Below are 24936 nucleotides of genomic sequence, written 5' to 3' on the forward strand. Positions count from 1 at the left end.
AAATTCCGCACCGATAATTAGATTCCTATGAGTGAGACGGGATCAACAGCAGTTATTCTTGCAGCCGGCGAGGGAAAACGGTTGACACCGTTGACAAACCACCGGCCGAAGCCGATGCTCCCTGTGGTCAACAAACCACTACTAGAACACGTCCTCGAATCGGTTATTGCGGCCGGGATCGAGGAGATCGTCTTCGTCGTCGGGTACGAACATGATCGGATTCAAACCCACTTTGGGAACGGTGATGCGTGGGATGTTTCGATCGAATATGTCTTCCAAGAGAACCAACTCGGAACCGCTCATGCTGTCCAACAAACTGCCGAACACGTTGATGGCAATTTTCTCGTTCTTAACGGCGACCGTATTATCGACTCCTCGGCTGTTGGCGACGTATGTGCAGCAATGACTTCAGAAACAGATGCTGTAATGGCTGTCACCCGTATCTCGGAACCAGAAACGTATGGTGTGGTAACACTGTCGGGGGATCAGATCGTTAATATCGTTGAGAAGCCGAAAGAGGCTCTCGATTCTAACCTTATCAACGCCGGTGTGTATGCGTTCTCTCAAGACGTTTTTTCCGTGATCGAGAACACACCCGCCGGAGTCGACGGCGAATTCCGGTTGACAGATGTCCTCTTAGAGGTGGCTGACAGTGGAACTATCGCCCCGGTACGGTACGATGGATGGTGGTTGGACGTTTCCTACCCGTGGGACTTGATCGCTGTCACAGGCCAAGTGCTTGATCGAAACGGTGGTGAAACTGATGGCAAAATCACTGATGGTGCATATGTTGATTCAGCAGCCCACATCGACTCGACTGCTTCTGTCGGTGCTAACACGGTCGTTGGTCATGGCAGTACCCTCGCCGAGAACGTTCGGGTCGAATCCAACGCGACGATCACGCGGTCAGTTGTTTTCCCTGACGCAACGATCAAAGCGGGTGCCGTTCTCACCGATTGTGTTGTCGGTGCGAACGCAACTGTCGGTGCAAACGTCACTGCAGCCGGCGATACGACGAGTGTCGTGACCGATAACAAGGTCTATCCAGACGTGGAGTTTGGCGGCCTTATCGGCGACAACACGGCTATCGGTAGTGCAGCGTCTCTTGCGCCCGGTACCATACTCGGAAACAATGTTGTCGTTGGTGAAGGTGCAGTGGTCAGTGGCACCGTTGCTGACGAGACTGAAATCAGGAGGGGATAAGATGTGTGGAATTGTCGGGTATGTCGGTGAGGATCCTGCCCTTCCGGTGTTGATGACAGGGCTTTCGAATCTTGAATATCGAGGCTATGACTCTGCTGGTGTCGCCCTTGTCAATGAGACGATTACAGTTCACAAGCGATCAGGTGAAGTCGACGCGCTCCGGTCGGCACTTCCGGATAACGATAATGCGACCCAGACAACTGGAATCGGCCATACACGCTGGTCGACTCACGGGCCCCCGACCGATTCGAATGCCCATCCACATACTGATGAATCAGGGCGTGTGGCGGTCGTTCACAACGGAATCATCGAGAATTTCGAAACCCTCCGGAATGAGCTGAGTGACCGAACATTTACCAGTGATACAGATACTGAGGTGATTCCACATTTGATTGCTGCTGAACTTGATGCTGGGGCGAAACCGCTTGCGGCCGTACAGGCAGCCGTTGACAGATTAGAGGGCAGCTTTGCAATCGTTGTTGCTATCGCTGGCGTTGAGGAGTTGTTTGCCGTTCGGCGGGACAGTCCCCTCGTTGTCGGTCATGGAGATGACGCGATGTTCCTTGCAAGTGACGTTACCGCATTCTTAGAACACACTCGTGAGGTGACACACCTCGAAGATGATGATTTGGCTGTCGTTAGCGATGGGGACGTCTCGATCTATCGTGATGGCGAGATAGTCCAACCCGATACTGAACAAATAAATTGGGAAGCTGATGCCGCTGAAAAAGGGGGCTATGACCACTATATGCTCAAGGAGATTCATGAACAGCCTAAGTCATTGCGGAAGACAATCTCGGGCCGATTCGATCTTGAGTCCGGAAATGCGGATTTGGATCTCGAACTTCCGGATTCATACCTGAAGTCGATTGAAGAAATCCAGATTGTCGCCTGCGGAACCTCAAACTACGCTGGCCAATACGTGGCGGAATTACTAGAATCTATTGCGGATATTCGTACGACTGTTGAGGTCGCCAGTGAATACGAATTTGAGGGGGCCGCGATCCGCCGAACGTTGGTGATCGCAGTAACTCAGAGTGGCGAAACCGCTGATACCCTTGCCGCAGTTCGAAAAGCGAAGCAGGCTGGGACACGAACGCTTGCCGTGACAAATACTATCGGTAGTACTGTTACGCGAGTCGTTGATGACTCCATATTTATTAGAGCCGGCCCAGAAATCGGTGTCGCAGCGACCAAAACATTCGCTTCGCAAGTTGCCACACTTTCGTTAGTTGCAGTACAGATCGGACGGATACGGAGTTCAATTTCATCCGCGAACGCGACCGAAATAGTTGAATCGATCCGCAGTCTCCCCGGAGCGATCCAGCAGGTGCTTGATCAGGCAGACCGAGTCCAAACTATCGCCGAAGAGCATGCTAATTCGGATATCTTTTTCTTTTTAGGCCGGCGATTCGCCCGTCCAGTCTCATTAGAGGGCGCACTTAAACTGAAGGAGATTTCGTATGATCCTGCCGAAGGGTTTCCAGCTGGAGAACTCAAACACGGCCCGTTGGCATTAGTGACTTCTGACACAACAGTTCTGTCAGTACTCACTGAAGGAACTGCATACGAAGATACGCTACACAATATCAAAGAGGTACAGGCTCGCGGAGCTAATGTTATCGCTGCAACATCACATGATATTGACGGCGTTGCTGATGTTTCGTTTTCAGTTCCCCAGATTGGTATTATGGAATCTTTAGTAACAAACGTCTATTGGCAGCTATTCGCATACTATGTTGCCAAATCAAAAGGAAGAAGCATTGATAAACCACGCAATCTGGCGAAAAGCGTAACTGTAGAATAAATCGCATGAGCCGATCTTCTCCGAGGGCACTCGTTGCGGTAGCAGCACTGCTTGCTGTTCCATGGGTGATTCAGTTCAACGCCCCTGTCGATCTGACTGCCGTCATGTCGTGGGGCTTGCTCAACACGAACCCGTGGCACGTTCTCACGCTGCCGGGCTATTTCGACGAGACACAGGGCCTCGAAACGTTGCCGTGGTCGCTGCAGGTGTGGCCGCTCGGGTTTGGCTTCTATTTTGGGGCTCTCTTGAGTGCCGCAAGCGGCGTTGCGACCGGCCGCGAGGATGTGAGAGTGACTGTTGGGTTGCTCGCGCTGTCAGCGATCACGTCCGTCATCGTCTGGTGGGGCCTGCTCGGCCGCGGAGCAGCCGGGACGGTCCCGGTCGGCGTGCTTGCGACGGCGATGGTTGGCTGGTGGTTCTACTACCCGGTACTCGGCTCGGTCGGCACGCCGTCGCCGCCGCGTGAGTGATGCCCGCGACCGTCGAAGCAGTGCCCTGTCCACGTATTTATACTGACGGCTGTCCTACATCGACTATGGCTCTCGACGGGTTCGACGAAGCGATCACCGACGCGATTCGAGACGTACTCGTTGACCAGCCGATCCGCCTCGGTGTCCTTTTCGGCTCACAGGCGTCGGGAACCGCTGGCAGCCACAGCGATATCGACATCGCCGTTGAGTTCGAGTCAGACGTTGCCGACGACGACCGGTACCGTACTCGACTGTCTCTCATTGTCGCTCTCTCCCAGACTCTCCGCACGGACGATCTCGACATTGTTGATCTCGAAACCGTGCGTCCCGAAGTCGGGCTCTCGGCGTTGGAAGACTGCATCGTTCTCGTTGGTGACGCCGACCGTGTCGACGATCTCCTCGCGCAGTTCGAACGCCGAGTCGAACCGTCGACGGCCGATCAACGCCGTGCCCGATTCGACGCGGCTCTCGAAGGGGTGGAGGAGCGAGTGTGATCGACGCGGAAACCGAGACGCGGATCGTCGAGAAGGCCGAATACATCGACGAAGCCGTCACCGTCCTCGCCCGCAAACGCGATCTCGACAGGGAGACGTATCTCGCTGACCGCGAGCAGCGAGCTATCGTCGAACGCGAGTTCCAAACCGCGATTGAGGCGTGTCTCGATATCGCCGAACTCCTCATAATTGCCGCCGGCAACGAGGTTCCGGCGACCAATGCGGCGACGTTTGCCCGACTTGGTGCGCTCGGCGTTCTCTCTCCTGACACCGCAGCAACGATGCAGGACGCTGCAGGGTTCCGGAACGTCCTCGCTCACCAGTACGGCCATGATATTGACGATGAGCAGGTCTACTGGCATCTACAGGAAGATCTCAGTTGGTTCGCTACGTTTCTGCGAGAGGTTCGTACTGAACTTGATCTCGACGCGGAATAGGCTTCCATCAGTCTCTCGATCAATTAACCGGCTGCGATAGGTTCGCTCTTCCTCCCGGTATCCTTTTCGCCATGGCGACCCCATTTCCGGTGTATGACTGGGACATTCGATCACGTCATGATCCGGGTTGCGGATCTGGAAACGTCGCTCGACTGGTATCAAACGCACCTCGACTATGAGGAGAAGGAACGCTACGAGGGCGACGGCTTCACCATCGCCTATCTCGGCCCCGAAGACATGCACGAGGACGGGGCGATGCTCGAACTCACCGAAAACGACGACGACGTCGACTACGAGGTCGGCGACGCATGGGGCCACATCGCGGTTCGAGTGCCAGAGGGCGAGCTTGAGGATCACTACGAGCAGCTGATGGACGAGGGCGTCGACGACTATCGGGATCCAGAATCCTGTGGCGGCCGCTATGCCTTCGTCAAAGACCCCGACGGCCACGAGATCGAGATCGTCCAGCGGGAGTACGGCGCGCTGTGGTCGATCGATCACACGATGATCCGGGTTGAGGACGCTGACGAGGCCCTCGGATTCTGGACGCGGAAGTTCGAGTACGTCGAGCCGCGTTCCCGTTGGGAGTCGGACTCCTTTGCGAACTACTTCATGGCTCCGGAGGACGACGCCGAGGAGGCGATGTGGCTCGAACTCACCTACAACTACGACGGCCGAGAGTACACCATGGGCGATGCGTGGGGCCATCTCGCCATCCGCGTTGACGACCTCGAAGACGACTGGGAGCAGCTCATGCTCCGGGATGCCGATGACTACCGTAGTCCCGAGGAGTGCGACAATCTCTATGCGTTCACCCGCGATCAGGACGGCCACGAGATCGAGCTGATCGACCGCGATCCCGATAGCGACTCGCTGTTCCCGTTCTAAGTGCCCCGCTCGGCCGTCGACGTGGTCGCGGCGACCGATTCCCCGAGCGTATTCTTTTTGCGCTGTCGCTGTGAGCACTCGGTATGCAACTGACCGTCTGTGGGGTCGGCGGCGCGGGCTGTCGGATCGCCGACCGTCTCGTCGCGGCCGACGCCAGCCGTTCGCGGTCGTTCGTTGTCGACAGCGTCGCCCTCGATACCGACCAGCGTGATCTCTCCAGTTTGGAGTCGATCCCCGACGACCGACGCCATCTTTACGGGGTCATCGAGGCTGAGGGGGCTGGTGTCGAGGGCAACCGTAGCGTCGGCGCGGCGGCGGCCGACTCCGAGGCGACCGAACTGGCTAACGCTGTTGACGACGCTGTTTCCTCGCAGGCTGACGCGATCCTCTGTTGTGTCGGCCTCGCCGGCGGCAGCGGCGCGACCGCTTTGCCGCGGCTGGCCGATGAACTACGCCGGGTCTACGATATCCCGGTGTATGGGCTTGGGATCCTGCCAGCGGTTGCGGCCACCACCGACGATGGGTCGACGCCGACGGAGGCACGCAACACCGGTCGTGCGCTTGCTAATTTGACCGCGACGACAGACGCCTTGCTGCTGTTCGACAACGAATTGTGGCTTGGCTCTGGCGACAGCGAGACCGACCCTGACGTGCAAGCCGATCTCAACGAGACGCTGACAACGCGGGTTGCCGCGCTATTTGCAGCCGGCGAGGGCGATCATGACCGCCAGATCGCCGAACGCGTCGTCGACGCCTCCGAGGTACAAAACACCCTCGGGGCCGGCGGGATCGCCACTATCGGCTACGCTGGTCAGACTATCGAGCGGCCAACCAGCTCACGGTTCGGGCTTGGGATCCTCGAACAGGAAGGCGAGATCGATGACACGACTGCGATCAAGGCCATCGAGACGACCTCCCGGCGTGCGGTTCGTGGCAAGCTCACTGTCAAAATCGACCGCGAGTCAGTTGAACGCGGACTGTTGATCGTTGGTGGGCCACCTGAGTGGCTCAATCGCCGCGCAGTCTCGGATGCCCGCTCGTGGCTGGCCCAAGAAACCGGCAGCGTCGAGATCCGCGGCGGCGACATGCCCGACCCCGACGGCGATACGATCACGATGATCGCGTTGTTAACAGGTGTTGGATCGTGCCCGCGCGTGCGGGCGTTCCATGCAGCGGCCGATCGCGGGTAGCTGATCAGTCTTCGTGGCTAGCGAACTGCGGCGTGCTGTTCGTCTGTTCCCACAGCCAATCTCTGAATGACCTGCCTTGATCGTATCGCGCCCAGACGTAGGCTGCCGAGGGGAAGACGACGATCGCGGTGACAAACGAGTAGAACACGCTGACCGCCATCAGCAACCCAAACTGCCCGAGGATCGGCGAGATAGCGAGCACGAGTGCGCCGGTGCCGATCGAGGTGGTCAGCATGCTGCCGACGAGCGCGCCACCAGTACCCTGTAAGGTAATCCTGAGGCTCTTATCGGTGCTTGCGCCGCCGGTGTACTCGTCGATAAACCGGTGGGTCATATGCACAGAGTAGGCGACGCCGACGCCGACGGTGATCGAGAGAATCGTCGCTGTGACGGCGTTGAGTGACAACCCAAGCACCCGCATCGTTGCCAGCAGCACCGCGACTGTCACGAGGATCGGCAAGACGTTGACAACCCCCAACAGTGGTTTCCGGTCAAGCAACCAGTAGACGCCGACAAGGAAGACCCCGGTCAGCCCGATGGCGAGAAACAGACTCTGGAACGCCGACTGGAAGATGAGATCGGTGACCGCCTGGAAGACAACGATTGTTCCGGTAGCGGTGGCGGCATACCGGAAGTCTTCGGTGTATTCTCTGGAGTCGGCGGTGATCTCGCCCTGTGAGGCGTCAGATTCGACAGCGAACTCGACGCGGATCGCTCGCCGATCCTCGGTGAGATATTCGTCGGCGCGGTCGGCTGCCGGCGAGGCTTCGAGGGCGTCGTAGATCTGTTCGAGGTTGCGGTCGGGAACCCCGTTGCCGTCGCGGTCGTTGCGGGCGACAAGGGCGGCGAACTCGGGATCACGGTCGGCGTAGCTCTGGATGACGGTGATGATGCTCGTCGTCTCCGCGCGGTTGTCGGTTGTCAGATAGGTGTCCGGCGGCTCCTTGGTTGTTCGATACACTGACTCAAGGGCCGAATCACGGGTGAACGGGCCCTCGACGTACATCGTGATCTGGTCGTCGTTGCCGGCGGCGAAGTTGTCCTCGATGAAGTTGATGCTGCCGGCGGCGGTGTACTCACTCGGCGCAAATGGCTCGGGGAGCTCTTCGATGTAGTCCGGCAGGTCTTCCGGTGGAAGGAAATCTTCCTGTTCGAAGCTCCGATCGACGCCAGCTCCGTATGCGGCGGCCCCACCAGAGACGACCAGGAAGAGGAGGAGCAACGTGAGCGGCGCGCGCTTCGAGATGGTTGCTACGGCCGGCAACGCTCGTCCGAGTATCGATTCTTCGGTTGCCAGCGGCGAGGAACCAAAGCTTGGGATGTTGAACCGCTTGCGGTTGCGGTCGGCGATGATCTTCGCCGACGGCAGGAAGAAGCTGAAGATGAGGAACGTGAAGATGATGCCGACGCTGGCGACGATCGCAAAGTTGCGGGTCGGCTCAAAGTTGCTCGTCAGATTCGCCCCAAAGCCGAAGACGGTGGTGACAGTGACGATCAGGAAGGCAACCGCCAGCTGGCTGTTGGTGATCGTCATCGCCTCGCGGACATCGAATCCACGGCCCTTCTCTTCGCGGTAGCGGTTGACAATGTGTATCCCGAAGTCGATGCCGACCGCCAACAGCAGGATCGGCACCGAGATCATGTTCTGGTCGAAGGGGATCCCAGCATAGCCGATGAAGCCGAATGTCCACAGTAGCGACAACAGCAGCGCGACCAATCCGAGGATCAGATCGAACGGATCGCGGTAGGCAACAATTAAAAACAGCAGGATGAGGCCGAGGACAGCCGGCATGACAATCCCAAGTGAGTCGCCGATGACGTTGGCAGTCTCGCTGTTGGTGATCCCCAGCCCGAAGACGCGGATGTCGCCGTCACTTCGATCGGCGATCTCTTTGACGCCGAGTTGGACTTCTTGGAGGTTGTCGCCTTGCGGTGGGAATGAGTGAGTGAGAACAGTTATCGACGCGCTGGCACTCGCTGATCGACGGTTGAAATCCTCCGAGACAAGTGCCTGAAAGCCGGGTCTATCCGCGCTCTGGCGCACAGCAGTCTTGAGTTCTGTGTCGCTCGCACGGCTGATCGCTCGGCGTTGGGCCGCGTAGCTCTCGGCGGTCGGATCGAGCTCTTGGGCGATGATCGTTGCTGGCCCGGTGGCGTCTGTCAGTCGGAGTTCAGCCCGCTCGTTCGTGCGTTTGATTACATCTAATGAGCGGAGTAATGCTGGCTTGCTGAGAGTGTTTTGGCTGTCTTGGAGTAGTTGGGTCGACTCTTCGTCGTCGCCAAAGGTCGCACCAAACTCCTCGTTGACAGCGTCGAGGGCCTCTTGGGCGTCGATATCCTCGGAGAAGGCATCCGACTGATCCTCGACCGTCTGTATCATCCCGATGCCACCCATCAGGAAGGCGGTGACCGCCAGAAACGCCGCCACAACAGCCACTGGTCGGCCAAGGATGAGGCTGTTAAGCGCGTTCAGCGACGGTTCGAGGTCGAGACCGCGGTCGCCCATTTAGTTGTCCCGAAGCCCGCCGAAGTCATCGATTTCGCCGCCCTTGCGCCGCCAGAGGAACGCACCGCCGGCGACGACGAGCACAACGAGCAGCAACGGAACGACCGGCAAGCCGCCGCCATCATCTGTGGGTTCGGTGACGCTGACCGCCAGCCGGTAGCTGTCGGTGAGCTTGCTGTCGCCGTCGGCGTCGGTGTACCGAAAGTCCATCGAAGCGGGATAGTTTTTAATCGTCGCGCCGCTGGCCGCGCTCAGATCGACGGTGACCGTGGTGGTCTCACCCGGATTGAGGCTGGTGGTGAACGTCTCGTCGTTGGCGCTATCGAGTGGATCGTCGGCGAACAGCTTGCCTTCGATGTCGGAGACCGGCTCATCGAGGTTGTTGGTGACCTCGATATCGAGGGCGCGGCTGCCGCCAGCTTCGATCGTCGAGTTGACGGGCTCGACAAGGAAAGTGTCGCGCTGGCCAGCCACGTCGACGAGGAAGTTAGGATCGTCGTCAGACTGTCGGATGCCGTTTTCATCGCGGAAGGTAACTGGGAGGTCGAAGCGCTTTGGGACGGCTTCAGCATCGTTTAAGACTTCTACAGGGATCGAGAATTGAGTCGATTCGCCGGCAGGGATGTCGCCGACGGCGACGTTACTTTCGAGGGCGACGACGGTCTCGGACTCGGGTGCGAAGCTCACTTCTGCGTTAGTAGCGTCATCGCGGCCGATGTTTTCGAGCTGGCCCGTGATTTCGCCTTCCTCGCCGACGCGGAGAGTGCTGTCGAGTTCAGTGACCTCGAAGCGGGCGTCGTCAGTAATTCTGATCGGGACGGTTTCGGTTTCAGTGTCGCTCTCTTCTTGATTAATCGTGATCGGGACTCCGGAATTAACGTTCTGAGCTTTGGAGGTGTAGGAGTACTCGAGCGTGACACGGAAGTCGTAGGTTCCCGGATCGACACGTTCGGGGACAGTCACATCGAAGGCGGCAGTTTTTGGGCTGCCAGCTTCTGTGATCTCGCCCAGCGGCACGGAGTTCGTGTTGACCGAGATCGGCGAGTTCGGCGCACGAAGTCGGACGACGACGCCGCGTGCGGTTGTGACTGTGCTTCGGTCGGCCTCGTTGCCGTCGATAAACGTCCCATCGTTGCTGATATCAACCTCGATTGTCGTCTCCGATCCGGGGGTTACCTGATTGTCGGAGACGTACGGCGAGAGGTTTGGCTCGCCTTGGGCGTCAAGTCCGGCGACGACACCAACACCGGCAGTCGTCGTACAGAGTGTCATAGCGACAGCGATGATGAGCCAGCGGGCAATCTGGTTATCTACGTCCATTGTTCCCCTCCGTTGACTGTCTTATGATTATATCAATCTCGTTATTATAATTTCTCATGACACGCGCACCCAATCTACGCTGCTGGACGAGGTTGGACTGCGATGAAAAAACCCAGTCGCGGCTTCATGCATGAACACATCTTGACTGCTCTTGGAAAAATAAATTGCTGAACATGGTGTCCGTTTATTCGGGTTCATACTGCCGTCTGGAACCGAAGTACACAAAGTATTTACCAAGTGTGCTTTATCCTTTGAATGCCCCTACCCATGGTGCCTGTAGTCGACTTGCTGCTGGTGTCCGTCGCGGACACAGCGTGGCAACCGACGTGCGCACTGCGATGAAGATACGATAACAAACTATGACAGAACGAAACTATAATGAGAAACTGCGTGCTGTCTTCCTGGCAGCGATCATGGTCACTTCCGTGTTTGCGGGAACCGTGGCGCTTTCGGGAACTGCAGCTGCAGCAAATCTCGATGCAGGCAGTCCAGGTGCAGGTAACGTACAGTATGACTCGACCTTGGTCTTCCAAGGTCAGAACAACGAAGCAGAAGTTGCTGGCCTCGGGTCTTCCACCGATACCGCTGAACTCCGCCGCGTAACCGGTGGCTACGACCGAGGGAACAACGACGCCATCCAAGGTAGCAACTTTGTTGAGGAAATCGACGCAGATCGCGTTGATAGTGCTGCCGCAGGGAGCGACGCACGATTCATAATCGATACGGATGACCTCGAAGCCGGGGATTACATCCTGGTGAATCAGGATGGATCCACCAACACGGTAGAACAAAACACATTCGAAGTCAGCACTCAATCGCTCAGTGCCGAGTTCGGCAGTGACGAAGCACTCGTCGACAGCTTCGGCGACAGTAACGTCGAACTCGATCTGAGCTCCGGCCGTTCTGGCTTCTCCACGAACGTGACCGCTAACGGCGATCTCGACCGTCAAGAGCTGTTCAACGTCTTCGTTCAACAGCAGCTTGATAGTGTCAGGATCAGTTCCGCCGATGTTTCCAGTACCAGCGACGCTTGGTGGAACGTAACTGACGAGGGACGGCTTGAGGCCCGTACTGCTGGTGATAGCCTTGTTGATGATGCTACCTCCGGAACCGAGCTGTCCTTCGACTCACCGTGGAATGCACTGACGAGTGCAAGCAGTATCAACTTCGGTGTCTTCGGTACGATCGCCGACGAAACCGACCTTGAAGCAACTCACAACGGTGATGTGATCGATAGTCCGCCTTCTGCTGGTGCCTTCGGTACGACGTGGAGCGTAGCACTGTACGACCCAACCAAGACGATTACGATGAAAAGATCGTCCTCTACGAGAACGGCGGCGAAGCATCCGATGTGAGCCTTGTTGGGATCAACGACGGTGACTACGACTTTGATTTCAGTGCTGCAGATACGGAAGCAACGGCTAGTGCTTCCGTCACTGCTGCCGAGCTAGATGCAGACGCATCATTTGAATCTGGCACCTCGACGACTGGTGCTGGTGACATCGCTGAGTTCAATTTCACTCTATCCGATACTGACGAAACCTACGTCCAGATCGGTAGTGAAGACTCGTCCTTCGTTGACGTCCTGTACGTCTCGGCTGATGATGCCGATGAGCCAATCGAGATCGAGATGAACACTCGACTGGCTGGTTCGAGTGCAGGCAAAGATGCGGTCTACAACTACGACAACGTTGATACTCTTGAGAGTGAGGTTCACTCCAATAACGGTATCAGCAGTGACAACCTCATCCGAGGTGTCAACCTCTACGAGAACGATGGCAACCAGTTCACCGGTGCCGACGATGCTGACTTCGAAAGTTACCTCGATGCGATGGACATCATCGATGAGGAAGCTGGCCAAACCAAGCTTGACCAGCTTGCTCGGCCACTCCAGCCAACAGAGTATGAAATCGCTGTTGCTGGTGCCGCAGGTGAAACCAACGTCTTCGACGCCGATTCCGGCGGCGAAGCCAACAACCAGCTTGGCGGTAAAACGCTGCAGCTGACCCAGCCTGAAATCGGCGATATCACCGTCCACACGGCACCGGAAGGTGACGCCGACGGCACGACAGATGTTCAGGAACTGGTCGATGACGCAACCCCACGAGAAGAAGTTGCTGTTGACGACCGACTCGTTGTTCAAGTCGAAGCTACCGGTCTTTACGGTGCACTGGTTGCCGGTGCAGGGTCGGATAGTACCGACGCAACCGTACTTGATCCTGACTGGGATCGACTTGACGAGGGCGCGTCAACCACCGTTCTGAACGACGTGATTGACAATACCGGAGAACAGATCACCTTCGAAGTTACTGGTGAAGACGATACTGGTAACCAGGCACCGCTTGAAGTTGATTTGGCAAACAACGCCAACTCCGAGACGTACCTCGTGCTTGACAACGAGAACGGACAGTTCTTCCTTGTCGCTGACACGAGCACCGACAGTGCGTTCGCAAATGGTGCGGCACCAGACGAAGCGACGACGTTCACCGCTGAACTCGAATACGATGCTGACAACGCGGATAATCGGTTCGAGCTACAGAACGCAAACAACGACGGCGACCGGTGAACCCATTCGTCCCACGAGGCGTCCAGCAAGCTCCAGGTCCGGTAGCCAGCCCCGACTCCGGGAACTACAACAACTACCCGTACCTGCTGCAGGGTGAGACGATCAGCAGTACTTCGGAATTCACCCTCGCACCACGGTCGATTGAGTTTGACAACCTGAACGAAGACGAGCAGGTTCAGGTCGCCAACGCTGAGGATGCGACAGTCTCCGCGACGACGAATGTCGCACCAGGAACGGATGCTGAACTCCGTCTCCAGTCGACTGATGCGTCCTCCTCGTTCCGACTCGGAAACGATGTCAACATCTCCCAAGATGGCTCGATTTCGACTGCCTACGACCTCTCCGGTCAGGAAGTCGGTGACATCTTCGACGCCAACTTCCGCGTCGAAGGTTCGAGCGTCGATACATCTGAAGGAGTTGTTGTTGAGTCAATCGACACTGGTGAAGAAGAAGAGACGACCAACGAAACCGACACTGACACTGATGACGGTGAAGACATGGACGACGGCGAAACTGAACCCGCCGACGACGGTGAGACCAACGAGACCACCGACGACGGCGAGTCCACCGACGACGGAACGCCCGGCTTTGGTGCAGTCGTCGCCCTGATCGCCCTCATCGGTGCTGCCCTGCTGGCTGTCCGCCGTCAGAACTGAATCTGACGCCTGGCGCCCACCCGGGCTTTCACCATCTTCAACTATCGGCCTCGCGCCGACCCTTGATTTCTTATTTTTCACCCGTCGAGCCACTGCTGTCTTCGAATGATTTAATTCGCCACCTCGTCACCGTCAGCATATGACTGACGTTCGGTCGGCAACGGCCGAGTTACTCGAAGCGCATCCAGAGCTCGAAGATGATCTACGAACCCTGCTTACCATCGATCAGAACGGCCCGTGGACGTTCGATGATGTGCCGCTTGATTCGGGACTGTTCGGTGAGGTAGTCGCGGCTGGGATCGTTGATTCTATCGATGATACGTACCGACTCCGCGATCCAGATGCAGTTCGTGCCGCCCAGAGGACGATCCACCAGAGTCATCGACGACTGAATCTGAGTCGAACCACCCTTCGATCGATGGCCGTTCTCTCGGATCGATCATCAATCGACCAAGACTCAGCCGGTTGCGTATCCCGTCGAATCCATCTCTATTTGCTTCGATTGTCGCTGTCCTACTGTTGGTCGTTCTGACTCGGACTGTCTTCTCGTTCGGAGCCGTGTTTCGCGAGGAACATGTTGTCTTCCTTGCTAACGACCCATTTTATTATGCGTACTGGCTCGAAGAAATAGTCCGTACTGCTCCGGCGTTGGGCTCGTTCCCACAGGCCGGCAGTGGGGATGAAGTACTCATGCTTGTCACCTTGTGGGCTGTTACACTCGTTTTCGGCGGGACACAGCAAGCTGCTACCACCGTTCTCGCGTGGTACCCCGTCATTGCAGCCGTTGTCGTCGCCGGATTACTGTACCTCACCGCGAGTACTGCGTTCAGTGATCGCCGTGTCGGTTTGGGGGCCGTCGCCATGTATGCCGTGACGCCGATACTGCCTACCGGTCAGCACTTGGCTTTGCGGATCATCATGCTTTCGACTACTTTTTACTCGCGCTCACGGTGTTTGGTGTGGTTCTACTTGCCGATTCTGAGCGTGAGTGGCAGACTATCACTACGCATCGTATCGTCGGTGTCACGGCGGTTGCTATCGGGATTGCAGGACAAGTACATGCATGGAAAGCCGGCGCGTTGTTGGTTACGCCGCTTGCGGTATACGTTCCGTTTCGCGTCTTTTCGGATCTCCGTGCGCAGCGTTCACCGGCGACCGCAAATGTATGGCTTCTTACAGGGCTCGGTTTGGCTTCGTTCAGTGCGGCATTCCCTTACGTTCTTTTCGGTTGGTCTGGGAGCGTTCGTTCCATTACGCCACTTCTTCTCTTCATTGGAAGCCTCACCCTCGTTGGGTTAGGAGTTGTTGCTAAGCGACGTGAAATCGATGCTACAACTGTCTTTGTGGGTGAAATCCTTGGTGGGATCATCCTGGGTGCACTCCTTTGGATCGCTTCTCCAGATGTTCGTTCGGCGGTAACAGGTGGGGTTTCACAGATCGTTAGATTAAGTGACTCCAACATCGTGGAGTCAATGTCACTTTTCAGTCTGGAGTCTGGATTTATTATCACTCCAATTTATTATCTTGGATTTAGTTTCCTCTTTGCACTTGTTGGTCTGTTTTGGGTGACCTACCGACAACGGTATGCTCAAACGCCAGCTATCCTCGTGCTTATTATTTATGCGTGGGTGTTATTCGTATATGGTATTGTCCAGCTCCGGTTTGCTGCACAGTTTGGAATAGTTGCTGCTGTTTTCGCTTCTGTTGCGTTTGTTCAGGCGCTTTCGTACGTTGACTTGACAACTGGTGTTAGAAAATATATGGAACCCATTTCCGCCGCACATACGCGTTCAAAAGTGAACGCTTCTAGCGGTTCATTTCGACTTCCGGATATCCAGGTTTTAGCTATTATTTTGGCCCTGTTTGTACTGGTGGGGGTTTTGGTGTACTCCAAATAGCAACTGATACGAATCAACTCACGATTGACCAGAACACCTACGAGGCATCGATTACGATCGAAGATCATGCAGCAATAACAGAGACTACTTGGCCCGACAACTACGTATTCAGCCCTTGGGATCGGAACAGAGCTTACAATTATATTGTCAGTGGGGAATCAGAATCATACGGTTATGCACAACAGCACTACAATGAATTCCTCAAATCTACTGATCCTGCTTCATCGTACGAGCAACTCGAAGACCAGTCAGTCGGCTACATCGTAGCCAAACCCTATGGATCTGCTCCAGCGGACTCAATGCAGACTCGACTGTGGTCGAACCGTGGCAGTGCTACGGAGACCACCGGTGGTCTCGCACACTATCAACTCATTTATTCAACAGATGATATCAAGATATATCATGTAGTTCCTGGTGCTGAACTTGCTTGGGAGGATCAACCGGGGGCAAGTAAGAAAATCCAGACTAGCGTAACGGTCGGTAATCAATCATTCTCGTACGAACGATATGTCACCGCCACCGCCGATGGTCGGTCTACAGTACGGGTTCCATATGCTGGCCGCTACAGCATTAGTAATAATACTGTGACTATCTCAGAAGCAGACATAAAAAAAGGGAAAAAAATTCAAATCAATACTATTTGAAGTTCAAATAATTAAAATTCAGTGCTATTATTGGAAAATATAATCGTAGTGATTCAATGGAAACGCCATTACGCCATCAGAGCTAAATCAATATCTAAGGCGCAAGATACTGTTCGCTGGGTCGTGTCCAGATAAGTTAGTTCCATGGACACATTCGATTCTATTCCGATTCCCATGCGTTTCATGGTGGAGTTGGAGTCTTTGCCGATGACAGGAAGTCTGCAACTACAGCACACTGCCAACAAGAAAGATACTGTCGGCAACGTGATCACTTCTAACGCCTTCACTCGGTTGAAGTGTGGCTTTCTGCACAATTATGAATGGTGGATCGATAACGGTTGACACTCACTAACTTAAGATTCCGCCTGGTATCCGAGAAGGATAACTCAGCCAGCTACAGGTCGGATACATAGATTCATCGCCGATTCGGGTGTCCCTTCTCCCTCCAGAAATCCTAGTCGGAAACGATCGCTATCACCGATGAGACAGTCAATTTTGTCGATGGATCAGTTGAAACTCGCTCTACCTCACTCCTCGTCTTATCTGAATACTGTAGAATGTTACTTCCCCAACAACTAAGACCTATTAGTAATACTACTGTTTCACATGTCGAGCTCTCACACACAGATCCGTGTGAGCAACCGTGTGAAGCGGATTCTTGACCGCCGTCGGCGTGCAGATGAATCGTACAACGATTTTCTTGAGCGCGTGCTCATCGACACACCGACCGATTCTCAGGTCGACTTGGAGTCGGAGACACAGTCTGACTACGTTTCCCTCCACCGCAGACGGGCAACACTACGACGGAACGTGCGGAGATGGCGGCTGAGAACTGACGATACAGACACCGACAACTAACAGAGTGGAAGCTACACGTTCTCGCTTTTCTTGTCGAATGTAGGCTACAGACAACTCGCTGCTATCGCTGCCACGACTTCCTGTTCGCCTACGTTTTAGTTCGACTCACCGCGTTCCTCAATCGCTGCCGCCAACTCCTTGCCGGCGGGGATCAGGATCCAAAACGCAAACGCTCCCAGCAGGGCCGTCCAGAGGAACACGTCGATCAGGAAGATCGAGATCGCATCAAAGACGTTGCCTGGCTCCGGCGGCGGCGCGATCAGCTGGTTGGTCATAAAGAACGACGGCGTCTGATACCAGCCCGCCAGCGTCATCCAGAGCAGTCCAGCCCCGGTCAGAATGCCGAACCCTTTGATGAACTCGTCGGCCATACCTTATTTCTCGTCGGAATCCTCTTGAGCGTTTCCCATTCCCGGAGCCCGAAACCGGCTGCTGAGGACGAACACGCCGGTTCCGGCCGCCATGAGGCTCAACCCGATGATCGCCAACACGCCGGTGAAGAGCTCCTGATCGACGCCAAGGCCGATGCTCGCAAGTCCGCGCAACAGGAGCCGTCGCAACACGCTCACCTGTAAAGTCGCTGCGTCGATAAAGATGAAGCCACCCAGAATACACGCGGTAGCGATCAGCGTCGAAAATACGGTGATCGTCTTATACAGCCGGATCGGGACGACGACGTCCCGTCGACCGGTCGTCGTATCAGCTGACCCCGTTGGCGATGGCTCGTCGCCGTTGGGGGATGAATCGTCCATACAAAACAAAGGTTGGCGAGCTATATCTATCCGGCGTTATTTCGGCGGTCGCAGCATGTAGTACCGCCGATTAAGGCCGTACATGTAGCCCTCTCGCAGCGTCTTCAGCAGCGCGTAGGTCATCACGCCGAGGACGACCGGTCGATGAACGCGATGTTAAGCTGGAGTGCCAGCGGGAGCGGGATCAGGTTCTGGACGGCGATGGCGGCGATCGTGATCGCAAAGAACGCGCCGCCGGCCCCGATCGCGGCCCAAAACGGCTGTTCGACCGGCCGGCGAGCACTTCCCTTGTTGAGGAACGGGAGGAAGGCGACCGCGCCGACAACGACGACGTTTGCCAGCACGCCGTAGAGCTGATCGGAGATCAGCTTCGAGCCATCGAGAACGGCCAGCCCCGGGTTCAGCGGGTTGAGCTTCAGCAGGCCGAACGACCAGTAGAGATACCAGTCCGGTAGGATAATACTCGGCGTTGAACTCGGGTTAGCCGGCAGCTCAAGGCTCGGTGGCAACGCCGCCGAGATCAGCAGGATCATCCCGACGAAAAACAGCGAGATCGCCCCATTCCGGATGATCTCGTGTGGCCACGTCGGGAAGCCCAACACGTCGCGTTCGACGTAGTCGGACTCCTCGCGAAGCTCTTGATCCTCACGCCGAGCCCGTTCAAAGTACTCGTAGGTGAGCTGTGAGAGCCCGGATTTGCGTGTCTTTCGTTCCTGCCAGGTTGGCGTTTCGTCGTCTGGAGCGACGATGCCGGTCTCACCGCCGTCGGTGGCCGGCTCGCCGCCGTCAGTGCGCGTCTCGTTGGTAGTGTCGTCTGTGTCGCTCATTGTCTTAGTGTGGTTCTGCGATGCCCTGCACCCAGACGATGCCGACGTGGAGTGCGATCAGTGCGGTCACCACGAACGGCAAGATGAACACGTGCAGGATGTACATTCTCACAAGCGTTGCTTGTCCCAGGGTGAAGCCACCAAACAGCAACTGCGCGCCCCACTCGCCGACGATCGGGGTCGCCAGTGCCATCTCAACGCCGATCTGGCCGGCCCAGAAGGCCAGTTGGTTCCACGGCAGGAGGTAGCCAGTGTAGCCGAAGACCATCGAGAGGCTGATCAGGATGATGCCGAGCAGCCAGTTCAACTCACGCGGCTCCTTGTAGGAGCCGGTGAAGTATACTCGCAGCATGTGCAGGAAGACTGCCGCCATCATGATCTGGGCGGCCCATCGGTGGATGCTCCGCAGGGCGTAGCCGAACTGCACGTCTTGCATGATCATCTTCACCGACTGGTAGGCGACTGTCGGATCGCCCGCCGCCGATGGGGAGTAGTAGAACCCAAGTAACGCTCCCGAGACCGCGGCGACGATGTAGGCCAGTACTGAGAAGAACCCTAAGGAGTACAAGGGGTACCAGTACCAGAACTTGTTGTCCAGATCGTACTGTTCGGTGTGGCTCTTTGGCATCTGGAGGTTAACCTTGTAGTAGGCATCCTCCAGCAGCTCAAGGTAATCGACGATGCGGAGTCGCTTGTCGATGTAGATCAGCGCGGTCAGAAAGACCGTCTCGATCGGCGTCAGGTCTTTGCGCTTGAGCCACGTGCGATGGTCGAAGTCGTCTTGTTTCTCTAAGCTCATTGGTTATCGTTTGTAGTAGGGGTAGACCGCTCGTTTCAGCGTATCCCAGACCTGCTCGCCGTCGGTCAGCGAGACGCCGTCGACATCGTCGCTGTCGATGTAGAGGTCTTCCCACTTCCGGCGACGCTTCTTGACGATCATCACGTCCGGGAGGAACTCCTTGCGATACAACGCGAGGATGAAGGCCAGATCAAGGAGGATCAACCCCAAGATCGCGCCGACAAACATGTTGCCGAACTCCGTGCCCGCCCACCCGGAGACGAGCGCGAAGACGAACATGAACACGAAGACGACCTCGATCACCGTCAGCACGACAATGGCGATCGCTGCCGCCGTCGACTCTCTGGCGGGCTCATACCGGTGGATATCACCGTACGTGGATCCAGATGACGACATTAGACACCACCCTGCCCGGTGTTCGGCGACTCGCCGTATTTCAGCACGTAGAAGGTGAACACAAGGCTCACCGCGATGCCGAGGAAGCTGACGATGCCGACGTAGTGTTTCTGGATCGGGACGCCAACGTCGTGGGCGAAGGCGTCGAGTTCGGTCGGCCAGCCACCGCCACCGCCGCCGCCGACCTCAACGGTCGGGACGTCTTCGCCGACGGCGACCGACCCGAGCATCCCAAGCGAGGAGTGGGGCACACACTCGTAGTTCGTGATGCCCGTGTGTTCCTCGGTAAAGGTGAACTCGTAGGTGAAGCCGGCCTCACTAACCGTCTCGCTTGCGAGGTCGGCTGGCCCACCGACGGTCTGCACGTTGTGGCCGCCGCCTTCACCGGTCCATTCCCAGATGACCGTTGTTCCGGGATCGATCCAAATCCCCGCAGGGCTAAAGGCGAGATTGCCACCGTTGCCGCTGGCACCGACTTCGATGGTGACCTCGCTTTCGCCGCGGTGATCCTCATAGCCGCCATCTGAATCCGAGATGTGGCTCAAGTCGGGTTGTACCTCTTGAGCCGCAGCCACCCCGCTGCTCGCGGTGGCGGCCGTGGCGGCGGCGGTCGCCCCGCCCGCTGTCCTGAGTAATTCCCGCCGTTTCATACACCAAATAATGGACACGCAGCGTGCTTAAACCCACCGCTACGCCCCTCGAATCCGACCGATCACGAAGCCTCTGTCTCGTGGTTGTCGGCCTGCTGGGGTGGCTCACGCTCGTCGTCAGCCGGCCCCTCGTTGCCCTCGATTTCCGGGCGATCAATGCCGCCGGCTTCGACGGCGCGTAGGCGGCTGCGGTACTGCTCGGCGCGAAACCGATCGGAGAGCCGCGCGTTGGCGACGAGGGCAAACAGCCCGATGCCGACGATCAGGAACAGTCCGCCGACGACCGGCGCGACGACCGTTTCGACGAGCCGGAGAATGAACGCCCCAAGTAAGGCGACGCCACCGATAACCTGCCCGCCGGCGATAAGCTGTATCATCAGGTTGCCGAACTCGCCGGTCTGTTCGGGCACCTCGTCGGCTGATGGCAACTCGTAGTTCGCCGGTGGCGCAGAGACCTCATACTCCTCCATCGAACACATTGCGACCACCGGTTCGACGTCGCGTCGGACGCCGCCCTCACCTTCGACGGTGCCGTCGGCCGACACCACGGCGTAGCCTGTATCGGCGTAGACCACAAGCTGGTTGTCGTCGCGTTCGACAACCGCGAAGATCTCTCTGGCGGCGATCTTTGATTTGAGATCGGCTTCGACCCGATCAAGCAACCGCTCGCCGGTGATCCATGTCTCGGGGTCGAAGGCGGCTTCCCACTCGTCGCCGCTCATCTGGGCCATCTCTGCCGGCCCAAAGTCGTCGAAATCGTACTTTTCCTCAACCGCTGCGCGGAGTTCGTCCAACTCGTCGTCGTTGTCGGCTGCGTCCGCTGTGTCTGTTTCTGCTTTCGCGTTGTCGGCTGTCTCCTCGTTGTCGGCTGCTGTTCCCGCCGGTGTGTCGCCGGCGGGCTCCTCGCTCGTCGGCGTCGTGTCGTCGCCGTCGGCTGAGGAATCCATACCGCAGGGTAGGGCTGGCCGGCGTAAAGCACTTTCCGACTCCCGACCGCGTCCGGGCCCATTATACCGCCGTAGCCCATAGCTCCGATGATGGTTGCTGATGTGACGATCGCAACGCTGACCGCCCTGTCGGTGACGGCGAGTCTTCCCTTTTTCTGTACGGGGCCTGGATCATGCTCGACAGCGAAACGGTCACCTGGGACGTACTCACCTATCATCTCAAGTTCATCGCCGTCGGCCTGACGCTGACGACGGTGCCGATGGTCACGTGGATGATGCCCCGGCTGTTGGATCAGTTGGGTGGGCTTTCAGCGTTACACGCCGTCCTCGGGTTGCAGGCGTATGCGATGTTGGTCTTCGCGCTGACCGGGATCGTTCGGATCTTTCAGGCGAAACGCGAGGCTGATCTCTACCGGAACCCCGACCAGGACGTCAGTCTCAACGATCTCCATGAGAATATGAGCGCGTGGCGTGGCCGCCTCCGAATCGGTGTTTTCGGCTACGTGATCTTCTGGTTTCTTGCGTGGGGCGTTGGGCTGTATCGATATCTGTTGCGGTATTGGCTGTGAGACAACGCCTTCTCAGTCTGTTTGAAGAGGTTGTAGTTGGTGGACACACGTCGGACTTAGCCACTCGTTTGGAGGTTTGTCACTTCCAACACAGACTCAATCGGCTCCGTTTCAAAATCGCTGTCGGCAACAACGTACTCGTCGCCGGTTGATCGTGCAGTCGCTGCGATCATCGCGTCCCGCTGGGAGAGCTCACTTCCGTCACTGATCGCAGCATTCTGTAACCGCGTTGCTTCCAAGGCCAATTCCTCGTTGAACTCGATGGCTTCAACGCCGCCGAACCGTTGGCGTTCTTCGATCGGATCGAACCCTGGCGTGCCTGCCGGCCCGTTCAGCACCTCGAAAACACAGATTGTCGATGTCCACCACGGCTGTCGGTCATCAAGGTACTCGATGACTGCCTTGTTACCACGGAGATATTCGATGATCGTTGAGCTATCGAGGAATGTCATCCCCAGTTCTCCCGGGCGTTCCGAATCGACTCCTTGGCTCGATCAGCTTCCTCATCCGACCACGCACCGGCTTCGATTGGCTCCTCGGTCGTTGTAACTCGCTGGAGGAACTCATCCCATGTCTCGTCGTCACGTTTCAGATCGTCCAATCGCTCTTTCGTTGTTGCGTCGACAGGGATGGATGTCCGACTCATACAAATTTATAATGAATTTATCGGTGTAGCTGTTTCGGTGGTTCAGCTACCACGCCTCGTTGGATGCCAGATCAACGTCGTTGTCAACTTTCGATGACGGACAGATATCCTCTAAGACACACTCTTCACAATCGGGGTTGATCGCAGTGCAGGTCTCCCGGCCGTGGCTGATCAGCAGGTGGGTGTACCACTGCCAATCATCTTCAGGCACAAGTTCCATCAACTCTGTTTCGATCGCCTCGGGCCGTTCTTCTTCGGTGATGCCGAGTCGACGTGAGAGCCGCTGGACGTGGGTGTCGACGACGACGCCTTCGACGATTTCGTGGCCGTGCTGGAGGACAACGTTGGCTGTCTTTCGGCCGACGCCCGCCAACTCGGTGAGTTCGTCCATCGTATCCGGCACCTCGCCGTCGTGTTGCTCGATGATGTCCTCACAGGCCGAGCGGATGTAGCTCGCCTTGTTGTTGTAGTAGGTTACTGAGTTGAGATCCTCGGCAAGTTCCTCTTGGTCGGCGTTCGCGTAGTCGGCCGGGCCGTCGTATTTCTCGAAGAGATCGGCAGTGACTGTATTGACGCGCTCGTCGGTACACTGCGCTGAGAGGATCACCGCGATCAGCAGTTCGAGTCGGCTCGAAAAGTGCAGCGAGATTTCGAGATCAGGATAGGTGTCATACAGGCGGTCGATAACCGCCAGTGTCTGCGCTTCGGTTGAATCGAGTGTGCTGCCCATACCGACTGCTGGGCCGGCGGGGTGTTGAGTGGTTCGGACTGCCGGCAAAAACAGCGGTCAGCCTGCGTCGATTAGGCGAATGCCAGCGAGCTGCCGGTATCCTCAGTCGACTCAAGCTGGATCTTTTCCCACGCATTCACGAAGTCATCGCGGGTGATCTCGGTGCGATCATCGCGGATAGCGAACATGCCGGCCTCGGTACAGACGGCCTTGATATCTGCTCCGGAGGCGTCGTCAGCGAGATCGGCAAGCTCCGCGAAGTCGACGTCGTCGGCGACGTTCATATCGCGGGTGTGGATCTGGAAGATGAGTTCCCGACCCTCGTTGTTGGGTTTTGGCACCTCGATGAGCCGATCGAACCGTCCGGGGCGGAGAATCGCCTCATCCAGCATATCGAAGCGGTTGGTCGCCGCGATCAGTCGCACCTCGCCGCGCTCGTCGAAGCCATCCATCTCCGAGAGCAGCTGCATCATCGTCCGTTGAACCTCGGCGTCGCCGGAGGTCTTCGAATCCGTCCGTTTCGAAGCGATGGCGTCGATCTCGTCGATAAAGATGACGGCGGGCTCGTTTTCGCGGGCGACCTCGAAGAGATCACGGACGAGTTTCGCGCCCTCGCCGATGAATTTGTGGACGAGTTCGGAGCCAGCCATCTTGATGAAGGATGCGTCGGTCTGGTTGGCGACCGCTTTTGCCAACATCGTTTTGCCGGTGCCCGGTGGCCCGTGGAGTAGGACGCCTGACGGCGGGTTGATCCCAACCTCGTCGAACATCTCCGGGCGGTCGAGTGGCATCTCGACGGTCTCTCTGACCTCCTGCATCTGCTCGTCGAGGCCGCCGATGTCGGCGTAGGTCACGTCGGGGCTGTGGTCGACCTGCATGACGCGTGCGCGCACATCTGTCTCGTCATCGAGTCGCTTGACGATCGACAGTGAGTTGTTAACCGCGACGCGCGAATCGGGTTCGAGCTCTTCTCGGAGTTCGTCGGTGACCTCCGTGAGTGCCTCTTGGTTGTTGCCGTGCTGTTTGATCACGACGCCGTCGGGGGTGATCTCTTGGACGGTGGCGACAAACAGCGGCGACTGCTTGAGCTTCTTGTTTTCGTGTGTCAGCCGCTCTAACTTCTGTTTGTACTTGTTGTTCTCGGCGTTGGCATCGAGGAGCTTGTCTCGCATCTCCTCGTTTTGAGATTCGATCACGCCGAGTCGCTCCTGTAGCGCTTCGATCTTTTCCTGTCTGGACGCCGTCTCATCGTAGGGGAATTCGACGTCGTCCGCGGTGTCGCTCATCATTTTTTGTACGGCTGTCGGGAATAAGAGGCTTCGGGTCGCTGTCCTGTTCGCTGCGATAATGTTCATGGGTAATATCGAATTATAGCAAGTATTATCATACAGCATTGTGGAGTACCTTTCAGCATGAGTACACACGAGACCGTTTCGACGGATGAACCAGCCGATGGATGGGACGCTGTCCGCGACCTGCCGCCGAGTGCGAAACTTGTCGCTAAGGTGCTTGATTACAACGATACGCTGACACAAAGCGAACTTGCCGACGAGACGCTGTTGCCGCCGCGAACAGTCCGGTACGCACTCAACCGCTTGGAGGACGCCGGCGTCGTCGACTCCCGGTTTTCCTTCTCTGATGCTCGCAAACGGATCTACAGTCTAACGATCTAACTGCCGGTCT

Annotated in this window: 25 protein-coding genes and 2 pseudogenes; 14 read left to right on the plus strand and 13 right to left on the minus strand. The window is 57.0% G+C overall.

Going from position 1 to position 24936, the window contains the following annotated elements:
- Positions 1-27 precede the first annotated feature (27 nt).
- The 7 genes from ACFQJB_RS01605 to ACFQJB_RS01635 all read left to right on the plus strand — a co-directional run bounded on the left by ACFQJB_RS01605 (position 28) and on the right by ACFQJB_RS01635 (position 6489).
- Positions 28-1203, plus strand: a complete 1176-nt coding sequence (locus tag ACFQJB_RS01605; protein WP_379723167.1) for a sugar phosphate nucleotidyltransferase — start codon at positions 28-30, stop codon at positions 1201-1203.
- Position 1204: 1 nt separating this feature from the next.
- Positions 1205-3010 (plus strand): glutamine--fructose-6-phosphate transaminase (isomerizing), encoded by a 1806-nt coding sequence (gene glmS / locus ACFQJB_RS01610; RefSeq protein ID WP_379727924.1) that lies wholly within the window; start codon positions 1205-1207, stop codon positions 3008-3010.
- Positions 3011-3015: 5 nt separating this feature from the next.
- On the plus strand, positions 3016-3480 hold the full coding sequence (locus tag ACFQJB_RS01615; RefSeq protein ID WP_379723170.1) for a TIGR04206 family protein: 465 nt from the start codon (positions 3016-3018) through the stop codon (positions 3478-3480).
- A gap of 65 nt (positions 3481-3545) precedes the next feature.
- Positions 3546-3974, plus strand: coding sequence for a type VII toxin-antitoxin system MntA family adenylyltransferase antitoxin (gene mntA, locus ACFQJB_RS01620; RefSeq protein WP_379723173.1), 429 nt, complete (start codon positions 3546-3548; stop codon positions 3972-3974).
- Entirely contained in the window at positions 3971-4411 is a 441-nt protein-coding gene (hepT, locus tag ACFQJB_RS01625) for a type VII toxin-antitoxin system HepT family RNase toxin (protein WP_379723176.1), read from the plus strand. The genes mntA and hepT overlap by 4 nt, the downstream gene beginning before the upstream one ends.
- Before the next feature lie 93 nt (positions 4412-4504).
- The gene (locus ACFQJB_RS01630; RefSeq protein ID WP_379723179.1) at positions 4505-5299 is read left to right on the plus strand and encodes a VOC family protein; all 795 of its coding nucleotides are present in this window, start codon (positions 4505-4507) and stop codon (positions 5297-5299) included.
- An 83-nt stretch (positions 5300-5382) separates the two neighbouring features.
- Positions 5383-6489, plus strand: coding sequence for a tubulin/FtsZ family protein (locus ACFQJB_RS01635; protein WP_379723182.1), 1107 nt, complete (start codon positions 5383-5385; stop codon positions 6487-6489).
- Positions 6490-6493: 4 nt separating this feature from the next.
- Here the strand turns inward: ACFQJB_RS01635 and ACFQJB_RS01640 are convergent, their stop codons facing one another.
- Together ACFQJB_RS01640 and ACFQJB_RS01645 are read right to left on the minus strand one after the other, a co-directional pair.
- Positions 6494-8995, minus strand: coding sequence for an efflux RND transporter permease subunit (locus ACFQJB_RS01640; protein ID WP_379723184.1), 2502 nt, complete (start codon positions 8993-8995; stop codon positions 6494-6496).
- Positions 8996-10315: a COG1361 S-layer family protein gene (locus ACFQJB_RS01645; RefSeq protein ID WP_379723187.1), complete on the minus strand. Its 1320-nt coding sequence runs from the start codon at positions 10313-10315 to the stop codon at positions 8996-8998.
- 359 nt (positions 10316-10674) lie between these two features.
- Between ACFQJB_RS01645 and ACFQJB_RS01650 the strand changes: the two genes are divergently transcribed.
- From ACFQJB_RS01650 to ACFQJB_RS01670, 5 genes are all read left to right on the plus strand, one after another.
- Entirely contained in the window at positions 10675-11670 is a 996-nt protein-coding gene (locus ACFQJB_RS01650) for a surface glycoprotein (RefSeq protein ID WP_379723190.1), read from the plus strand.
- Positions 11583-12881 carry a hypothetical protein gene (locus ACFQJB_RS01655; RefSeq protein ID WP_379723193.1) on the plus strand — a complete coding sequence of 433 codons (1299 nt, stop codon included), beginning with the start codon at positions 11583-11585 and terminating at the stop codon, positions 12879-12881. Before ACFQJB_RS01650 ends, ACFQJB_RS01655 begins: the two co-directional genes overlap by 88 nt.
- Entirely contained in the window at positions 12878-13537 is a 660-nt protein-coding gene (locus tag ACFQJB_RS01660; protein ID WP_379723196.1) for a BGTF surface domain-containing protein, read from the plus strand. The genes ACFQJB_RS01655 and ACFQJB_RS01660 overlap by 4 nt, the downstream gene beginning before the upstream one ends.
- Positions 13538-13676: 139 nt before the next feature.
- Complete coding sequence (locus ACFQJB_RS01665; RefSeq protein WP_379723199.1) at positions 13677-14069, plus strand: hypothetical protein; 393 nt, start codon at positions 13677-13679, stop codon at positions 14067-14069.
- A 427-nt stretch (positions 14070-14496) separates the two neighbouring features.
- Positions 14497-15435, plus strand: a complete 939-nt coding sequence (locus ACFQJB_RS01670; protein ID WP_379723202.1) for a hypothetical protein — start codon at positions 14497-14499, stop codon at positions 15433-15435.
- A gap of 1597 nt (positions 15436-17032) precedes the next feature.
- Here ACFQJB_RS01670 and ACFQJB_RS01675 read toward each other — a convergent pair.
- From ACFQJB_RS01675 to ACFQJB_RS01705, 7 genes and pseudogenes are all read right to left on the minus strand, one after another.
- Entirely contained in the window at positions 17033-17308 is a 276-nt protein-coding gene (locus ACFQJB_RS01675; RefSeq protein ID WP_379723204.1) for a DUF7314 family protein, read from the minus strand.
- A 3-nt stretch (positions 17309-17311) separates the two neighbouring features.
- Entirely contained in the window at positions 17312-17689 is a 378-nt protein-coding gene (locus tag ACFQJB_RS01680) for a DUF7315 family membrane protein (RefSeq protein ID WP_379723207.1), read from the minus strand.
- 36 nt (positions 17690-17725) lie between these two features.
- A pseudogene (locus ACFQJB_RS01685) lies at positions 17726-18516 on the minus strand (cytochrome bc complex cytochrome b subunit).
- A 4-nt stretch (positions 18517-18520) separates the two neighbouring features.
- Positions 18521-19315, minus strand: coding sequence for a cytochrome b (locus ACFQJB_RS01690; protein ID WP_120102704.1), 795 nt, complete (start codon positions 19313-19315; stop codon positions 18521-18523).
- Between the two features lie 3 nt (positions 19316-19318).
- Positions 19319-19711, minus strand: a complete 393-nt coding sequence (locus ACFQJB_RS01695) for a DUF7318 family protein (RefSeq protein WP_120102703.1) — start codon at positions 19709-19711, stop codon at positions 19319-19321.
- Entirely contained in the window at positions 19711-20361 is a 651-nt protein-coding gene (locus tag ACFQJB_RS01700; RefSeq protein WP_120102702.1) for a halocyanin domain-containing protein, read from the minus strand. Before ACFQJB_RS01700 ends, ACFQJB_RS01695 begins: the two co-directional genes overlap by 1 nt.
- Positions 20362-20423: 62 nt before the next feature.
- On the minus strand, positions 20424-21308 hold the full coding sequence (locus tag ACFQJB_RS01705; RefSeq protein WP_379723212.1) for a DUF7319 domain-containing protein: 885 nt from the start codon (positions 21306-21308) through the stop codon (positions 20424-20426).
- Between the two features lie 90 nt (positions 21309-21398).
- Between ACFQJB_RS01705 and ACFQJB_RS01710 the strand changes: the two are divergent.
- Positions 21399-21877, plus strand: a pseudogene (locus tag ACFQJB_RS01710) (hypothetical protein).
- 56 nt (positions 21878-21933) lie between these two features.
- Here the strand turns inward: ACFQJB_RS01710 and ACFQJB_RS01715 are convergent.
- The 4 genes from ACFQJB_RS01715 to pan1 form a co-directional block, all read right to left on the minus strand.
- A complete protein-coding gene (locus ACFQJB_RS01715; protein ID WP_379723215.1) occupies positions 21934-22329 on the minus strand; it encodes a PIN domain-containing protein in 396 nt (131 codons plus the stop codon).
- Positions 22326-22523 carry a DUF7557 family protein gene (locus ACFQJB_RS01720; protein WP_379723218.1) on the minus strand — a complete coding sequence of 66 codons (198 nt, stop codon included), beginning with the start codon at positions 22521-22523 and terminating at the stop codon, positions 22326-22328. Before ACFQJB_RS01720 ends, ACFQJB_RS01715 begins: the two co-directional genes overlap by 4 nt.
- 46 nt (positions 22524-22569) lie before the next feature.
- On the minus strand, positions 22570-23253 hold the full coding sequence (gene nth, locus ACFQJB_RS01725; RefSeq protein ID WP_379723221.1) for an endonuclease III: 684 nt from the start codon (positions 23251-23253) through the stop codon (positions 22570-22572).
- Between the two features lie 71 nt (positions 23254-23324).
- Entirely contained in the window at positions 23325-24539 is a 1215-nt protein-coding gene (gene pan1 / locus ACFQJB_RS01730) for a proteasome-activating nucleotidase Pan1 (RefSeq protein WP_379723224.1), read from the minus strand.
- Between the two features lie 126 nt (positions 24540-24665).
- On the opposite strand from pan1, the gene ACFQJB_RS01735 reads away from it, so the two are divergent.
- Entirely contained in the window at positions 24666-24926 is a 261-nt protein-coding gene (locus tag ACFQJB_RS01735) for a MarR family transcriptional regulator (RefSeq protein ID WP_120102695.1), read from the plus strand.
- The last annotated feature ends 10 nt before the right edge of the window (positions 24927-24936 follow it).

The organism is Halonotius sp. GCM10025705, assembly GCF_042662885.1.
Classification (GTDB): domain Archaea; phylum Halobacteriota; class Halobacteria; order Halobacteriales; family Haloferacaceae; genus Halonotius; species Halonotius aquaticus.